This window comes from Syntrophorhabdaceae bacterium (genome assembly GCA_028713955.1).
Classification (GTDB): domain Bacteria; phylum Desulfobacterota; class Syntrophorhabdia; order Syntrophorhabdales; family Syntrophorhabdaceae; genus UBA5609.
Genome location: JAQTNJ010000183.1, coordinates 1 through 6,485 on the forward strand (window position 1 = coordinate 1; position 6,485 = coordinate 6,485).

7 protein-coding genes are annotated in these 6,485 nt (G+C 46.2%); all 7 read right to left on the reverse strand.

Translation table 11 applies throughout. The annotated features are described in order from the left end of the window. On the reverse strand, positions 1 to 436 hold a 436-nt coding region (locus PHU49_13020), incomplete at its 3' end, for a 4Fe-4S dicluster domain-containing protein (GenBank protein MDD5244929.1). 616 nt (positions 437 to 1,052) lie between these two features. Continuing rightward, a complete protein-coding gene (locus tag PHU49_13025; protein ID MDD5244930.1) occupies positions 1,053 to 1,619 on the reverse strand; it encodes a UbiX family flavin prenyltransferase in 567 nt (188 codons plus the stop codon). Beyond that, positions 1,616 to 1,993: a hypothetical protein gene (locus PHU49_13030; protein ID MDD5244931.1), complete on the reverse strand. Its 378-nt coding sequence runs from the start codon at positions 1,991 to 1,993 to the stop codon at positions 1,616 to 1,618. Before PHU49_13030 ends, PHU49_13025 begins: the two co-directional genes overlap by 4 nt. An 18-nt stretch (positions 1,994 to 2,011) precedes the next feature. Beyond that, positions 2,012 to 3,235 carry a Tm-1-like ATP-binding domain-containing protein gene (locus PHU49_13035; GenBank protein ID MDD5244932.1) on the reverse strand — a complete coding sequence of 408 codons (1,224 nt, stop codon included), beginning with the start codon at positions 3,233 to 3,235 and terminating at the stop codon, positions 2,012 to 2,014. Between the two features lie 4 nt (positions 3,236 to 3,239). After that, a complete protein-coding gene (locus PHU49_13040; GenBank protein ID MDD5244933.1) occupies positions 3,240 to 4,313 on the reverse strand; it encodes a PEP/pyruvate-binding domain-containing protein in 1,074 nt (357 codons plus the stop codon). Positions 4,314 to 4,437: 124 nt separating this feature from the next. Then, positions 4,438 to 5,532, reverse strand: a complete 1,095-nt coding sequence (locus tag PHU49_13045; protein MDD5244934.1) for a hypothetical protein — start codon at positions 5,530 to 5,532, stop codon at positions 4,438 to 4,440. A gap of 171 nt (positions 5,533 to 5,703) precedes the next feature. Then, positions 5,704 to 6,485 (reverse strand): PEP-utilizing enzyme (locus tag PHU49_13050; GenBank protein MDD5244935.1); only part of this gene is annotated, 782 nt, incomplete at its 5' end.

Sequence of the window (6,485 nt, forward strand, 5' to 3'; positions counted from 1 at the left end):
CCAGGAAATGACCCGATCTGAGGTTATATGTAAGAAGTGTACCCACCTCATAGATACGTCCAAAACGTTTTACAGAATCAAGGAAGGCATCGTAAAACATCTTGATATCTTTTTCAGAGACCCTGTCTTCTCTCCGCGCAATGATCCTTAATGTGTCCATTATATGCGCAACATCTATCTCGCAGGGACATCTCGTCGTACAGGTTTCACAGGTTGCACAAAGCCAGATTGCTTTTGAATTGAGGATAGTGTCTTTTTGTCCTGCCTGGAGAAGGCGCATGACCATGCTTACCGGGTAATCGAAATAATTGGTATAGGGACAACCGCCAGTGCAGTTACCGCATTGATAGCAGAGTGAGATGTTCTGGGCGCTTTCTTTCTGCACCTGCTCTATAAATTCCCAATTGGTCTTTTCGCTTAAATTTATTGTGTCCATCTCGTATTCTTAAAAAAACAGCCTGCTTGTACAAAAATGCACATTCTTGTTTATCATATTTTTTTGAAAATGGAAACAGTTTATTTTACTACTCCTGAGACGCAGCGACTAAAATCCTTCATAATTGTACCTCCCGTTTACCCAATAGACTACAGCAGATAACGCTATTATGTCCCGGCTTGCCTCTTGAATTATACCAATATACTGACTGGTAGATATAATAAATATTATAAGAGAACTTTTTGTCAAGAAATTTTTTCATTAATTTTGGACATTTGATTGATATTTGGATTTTGATATTGTTCAGAGCGTAGTGCTTCGATATTAGGATTTATTGGTGTCATCGCGAGGTGCTTCATTTTTTATTGTCATCGCGAGGTGCTTCATTTTTTATTGTCATCGCGAGGAGTGAAGCGACGTGGCGATCCAAGGGTATAATCCATTGAATGAGATTGCCACACCCTGCGGGCTCGCAATGACAAAGAGAAAAATGGCTCGCAATGACACAATGAAATTCGTAGCTCGATACCGGTTGTTAGCCAGACAGACCAGATAAACCGGGTTCATGGCTGAAGGCTGATAGCCGGCAGGATTGCAAACCTGCAGGCTGGATTCGTTACTCGTCGATCCCCTTCCACCTCGTGAAGAGGGAGTTGTCTATCTCGAGAAGATCCAGGATCTTTCCTGCAGTGTGGTTCAACAGATCATCTATCGTACGCGGGGAATGGTAAAATGCGGGGATCGGAGGTAGAATGATGCCGCCGAGGCCGGCAACCCTGCTCATCAGCTCAAGGTGGCCTTTATGGAGAGGTGTTTCTCTCACAACAAGGATCAATTTTCGTCTCTCTTTCAGGACAACATCGGCAGCCCTTACGATGAGGTTATCATTGTACGAGTGGGCTACACCGGAAAGCGTTTTAACCGTGCAGGGGATAATGACCATCCCCTCTGTTCTGAAGGACCCGCTCGATATGGAAGATGCGAGATTTCCGATATCATGGACCTGAGAGGCAAGCCCCTCCACATTCTCGATCGTGTAATCTGTTTCAATGAGTATATTCTTCTTTCCCGCATCAGAGAGAATAAGATGTGTTTCGACCTCTTTGTTCTTTAACGCCTCGAGCAATCTGATACCGTAAATGACACCTGTCGCGCCTGTGATACCGACAATAATACGCCTCACCTTTTTGATACCTCCGCAATGATCCTTTTTGTGATTGTCCCGCATATCTCTATAACCAGCTCAATGTCCTTCTTTTTCAGTCTGTCCCAGTGGATACCGGCAGCAACTGTCACCCTCTTGTTTAACCCTTTTGAAAGCTCCTCTGACATTGCCCTTGCCACCACATCTTCTTTATGACCCACATGGGTAAAGACCGAGCTGGTCGAGCTTATCTTTTTCGCATCCTTTATGCCTGGCCTCGGCTGGGCGATCGCAACAGCACCAATGTGGGCGCGACCGCCTGTGAGGATAACAAGGATATCGTCGCCGACCAGCATGGTACGCGCCGATATCTCAAAAGACCCCTTCTTCTCTGAAATATCGAAAAAATCCATCCAGCTATCTTATCTCATCTATAAGTTCTTATCTATCTTTTTTATCATCCTGTCCAGGATCTCCACTGCCCGCTCCGCAAAGACCGTCTCGCTTATGTGAGCGTCCATCTCCTCGACAGGGATACCTGGTCTGAGAATCGTCTTTAACCGATCAACAAAAACCATATCAATATCAGGGTCAAAGAGTTCCACGCCGGGTTTATCGATCTCGGACCAACCCCTCTTCGGGATGAGCACATGCACCGGTCCCTGTGACTTATTAAGCTTCTCTCCGATTATCTGCGCAAATTTTACCATTTCGTCCTTATCCATACGAACACAAAAACGTACGTCGTGGCCATGGGTCCTTCTTCCCTTCAAGATATCCGGCATGGGGTAGTAGGGGCTGAAGACGGCGTTATCAAGACCACCAGGGGCAAAAAGCAGCGGTATCCCCATCTTTCCCGCCATTTCGAACCGTTTCTGCCCTATACCCTTGCAGTATCCTCCGTAGATCTCGTCCGCCAGTTCATGGGGAGTGAGGTCAAGGATGCCGATGAGCATGCCCTGTTCGATCATCTCCTCCATCGCCATTCCGCCGACCCCATTAGCATGGAAAGCGATCATCTCATATCCCCTTTTAACAAGGAGCGGCTCGGCGTTCAGCGCGCAGGCGGAATTAATGCCGTAGGCGCTAACTCCCACCATCGGTTTCCCCTTTTTTACGGTATCGCCAAAGGACATCATTCCACATACGGCATGGGCTGCCTGTCCGAGTATATGACGGATAAATTCATTAGAACCGAGAATATCGGCTACTGAATGAAACATGACGATGTCTTTCGTCTCTATAAACTCCCTGATGTCCCTCGACGCTACCGTAGAGACAAGAACCTTGGGTAACCCAAAAGGTAAAGAACGCATGATAAAAGCGGCTATAGCGGTACCTGTGCCGCCTCCCATGCCAAAAACCCCGTTCAGTTTCCCTTCTCTGAAAAGACGTTGTGCAACAATGGCACCGCCCTCCTGAACAACCCTCACTGCCGCTGACCGGTCTCTCTCTGCGATAAGCCGGTCGAGGTCATATCCGGCAGCCTCTGCCAATTCGTATCGTGTGATGTGAGGATCCGTTTGGGCTTTCAAAAGAGTCCCTATATCCATAAGGATCGGTTGACTGCCGAGGTGTTCCACGCAGTCCTTTACATAGGCAGCTTCCCTTCCTTTTGTATCGAGGGTAGTAATGATAAGTAATTGTTTCTTCATATATCTAAACCTTAACTTTAGTGGGGGTCATGGCCTTTTCAAGCAGCATCTCCAAGCCGGTCTTTTTACCAAGCACAGATTCCTTCCTTTTCTTGCCCCATACGCTCTCGGGACGAGCCTGTACTATAAAGATGCTCTCAGGAAATGGAAGACTTCTTGAGATAGACCACTCTGCATCCTGGGGGCATCCGAAATGTTCTTCAACCTTTTTCGCGAGTCTTGTAAGTTCCAGCACTTCTCTATCTTCAAGACACTGCCTCTTCCTTTGATCCGGAGGCAGCTCTTTATATTCCATCTCTTTGGTCTCCGGGTTATAGACAAATTCACTCCCTTTATCTGAAATTACCTTTTCTTCAATCATCAGACCAATTTTATCAACCAGATACCTGTCTGGTGTTACATTTCCGGAAACTACAGCTTCACCAAAACCGAAACTTCCTTCTATAGCTACTTTCGATATATCACCATTAACAGGGTTCACGGTAAACATAACTCCGGCAGCCTTTGCATCGACCATTGTCAATACAGCCACCCCTATCGGGTCATAATGCAATGGTAGATTGAGCCTTGCCCTTGCTATTATAGAGCGTGGATTGAAAGTGCTCGACCATACACGTATTACATTAAAAACAACATCATCTGCTCCACTCACGTTCAAATATGTCTCATACTGACCGGGATGGCTTGCAGGCCCTGCAGAACGGGTAGCCACATATATATTTTCACATCCTGCAATCTTGCACAATTCTGCGTAGTAGCTTTTTACGGTTTCCTCCATATCAGGAGGCATTTTTATCATTTCAACGATTTCCCTTATATCCTGGGATGCCTTTTCGTATTTCAGGGTATCCGCCAGATCATCTGGATCAGCGTTAAAGTTCTCCAGATACTTCAATATACGTTTTGTGGCTTCTGTTTCGTTCATAAATCTGTCGTATGCATCCACACCTAAGGCAAAACCAGGTGGTACATGAAAACCTGCCTTCGTCAACTCTCCGAGGTTAGCACATTTTTTTCCAACAATATCGTTGTGCTCCTGTCCAACCTCTTGTAACCGGTATATCCATTTTTCTGCCATATTAATTCCCCCTTTTTATTGTCTTAAGGAAAGTCTGGAAGCACGGTCATACGGTAGCCGTACTTCCAGCTTATTTTAACTTTAGGGCTTAAGCCCTTTTAGCTATCCACAATCTTATTCCCTTTTACTCCTTTGGCGGTTTCGGCTCAGTCAAAGGCCAGAAATTGAAAAACCCTGTATACGAGGCAATAACAGGAAAGGTAAAGCCCAGAAGTGCAGTCGCGATCCAGAGTTCCTGCACATAACCGGCGGCACCTCCACTTGGCAGAGGACCGGCGATGAGGAAGCTGAACCATAGATAGAGATAGTACATCACGACTGCGAGAATAATATTGAGGATGATCAGGATGATCCCCTTCCCGGGTTGTTTCACGGTCTGCACCGGGGAAGTCTGCATAAGAAGAAGCATAATGAACTCCCCAAAAATTATACAGATAGGGACTTTAAGGGTGTATACAAACACGTCCATTCCCATATTGTCTACGAAAATCCATTTGATTATATACGCGACGATGCATACTACTATGCTGACCACGATACCCCAGATGGGTTGTTTACCGAATGCAGGGGCCTTCGGCGGAATAAGGCTTAATGGCCAGAAGTCGAGCTCCACCCATGCCAGAATCACGGCAAGGCCCGTGAGAAAGAAGGCTAAACTCGAGAAGGCGTTAAAAGCTCCGCTTGGGGGCATTACAGCAGCATAGAAAGGTGCACCCTTCATGAAATCAAAGTTGAAACATGTCTTGTAAAGTATAAAGGCCACTGCATAAGAAACAATAAGCGTACCAAAACCCGCGAATGCGGGGTGGTCGCCTTTAATGCCCACTGCCGGCCAGCATCCCCACACAACAACGCACCAAAACGTCATAATCACTGTCATGATCGTGAAAAATATGAGAGGCGGTGTGGGGGGCACCACAAAGCCTCCCACGGTCTTGATCGACCATGCGGCGACAAGAGACCCGACAATCATATTGAATAATAAAAGATACAGCCCCTTCAGGGGTTGCTCTAATTTCGCCGCCGGCGCCGGGTAGTTGGTCTGCCATACCATACCTATGATGATGGAAAATGGTATGAAGCACATGGCCAGCTCGCCTGCCCAGGGGATAAACGTCTCCGGTTTAAACCAGGTGATAATCCCAAAGGCAATGAAAAATACAACCACCGTTCCCAGAATCCCCAATAAAGGCTGTTTGATTTCTCCTTTCTGATTCATGTAATGTACCCCCTTTTTATCTCCCCTAGAACTTCATACTACTATGCCGCTGCAATAAACAACGATAATTCCTCCTTATTAAAAATATCCCCTTTCTTTCCCCATTATTAACAAAAACACCCATAAACACCGGGGATACGGATATTGTACCCCCGGTCAACAACTGTACCTTTAAGCTCCTGCTCTTTTCACTATTGTTACAGTACCATTAGTGCCATCAACCTTTAATATGTCACCTGTCTTAATCATGGAGGTCGCAACTCCGGTGCCTGTTACAGAAGGCAAACCATACTCCCTCGAAACTATGGAAGCATGACATGTAAGCCCTCCGATGTCGGTCACGGCAGCCTTTATCTTTGTAAAGACCGGTGCCCATGATGGGTTTGTAGACGGACAAACTAATATCTCGCCGGGCTTGAGTTCAACAATGTCTTTGGATAGTTTGATTACCCTTGCAGGTCCTTCAACAATCCCTGCTGATGATGCAAACCCTTTTATTTCGTTTGCAGATAGATCCGCACCCTTCAGCCACTCTTCAACCGTGTCGCTGGTTATACCCCACAGCATAACGGTAAATGGCTCTGATACCTCTTCGGGTGGTACTCCAAGTCCGGGTACAGGCGCCCATTTTGCAGCAGCCTCAAGTATCTTTTCTCTCTTCTCCGCTTTCTCCATCCAGTATTTACTTCTCGTAGGTGCACCCACACCCAATGCCCAGGAGGTCACCAGGTCCTCGAGAAGTATAGGTACTTCAAATCTATTGAAGAGAAAGATGTCGTCCGTCTTTTTCAATACATTATACTGTGCCAGCAGATTTCCGAACTTCCTTACCTTATCAAACCATATCGTATGGAACCAGTTCTCTACCCAGAAGATGTGGTTCTCAGTAAACTGGTATATTGTTCTCACGGCATTATAGGCATCTTCAAAAGACTTTCTATCATCGTCTGCCT

Excerpts from the sequence above, each read along its gene's own strand:
- PHU49_13030 (MDD5244931.1), bottom strand. The coding sequence starts at position 1,993 with ATGGATTTTTTCGATATTTCAGAGAAGAAGGGGTCTTTTGAGATATCG.
- PHU49_13035 (MDD5244932.1), bottom strand. The coding sequence starts at position 3,235 with ATGAAGAAACAATTACTTATCATTACTACCCTCGATACAAAAGGAAGG.
- PHU49_13040 (MDD5244933.1), bottom strand. The coding sequence starts at position 4,313 with ATGGCAGAAAAATGGATATACCGGTTACAAGAGGTTGGACAGGAGCAC.
- PHU49_13045 (MDD5244934.1), bottom strand. The coding sequence starts at position 5,532 with ATGAATCAGAAAGGAGAAATCAAACAGCCTTTATTGGGGATTCTGGGA.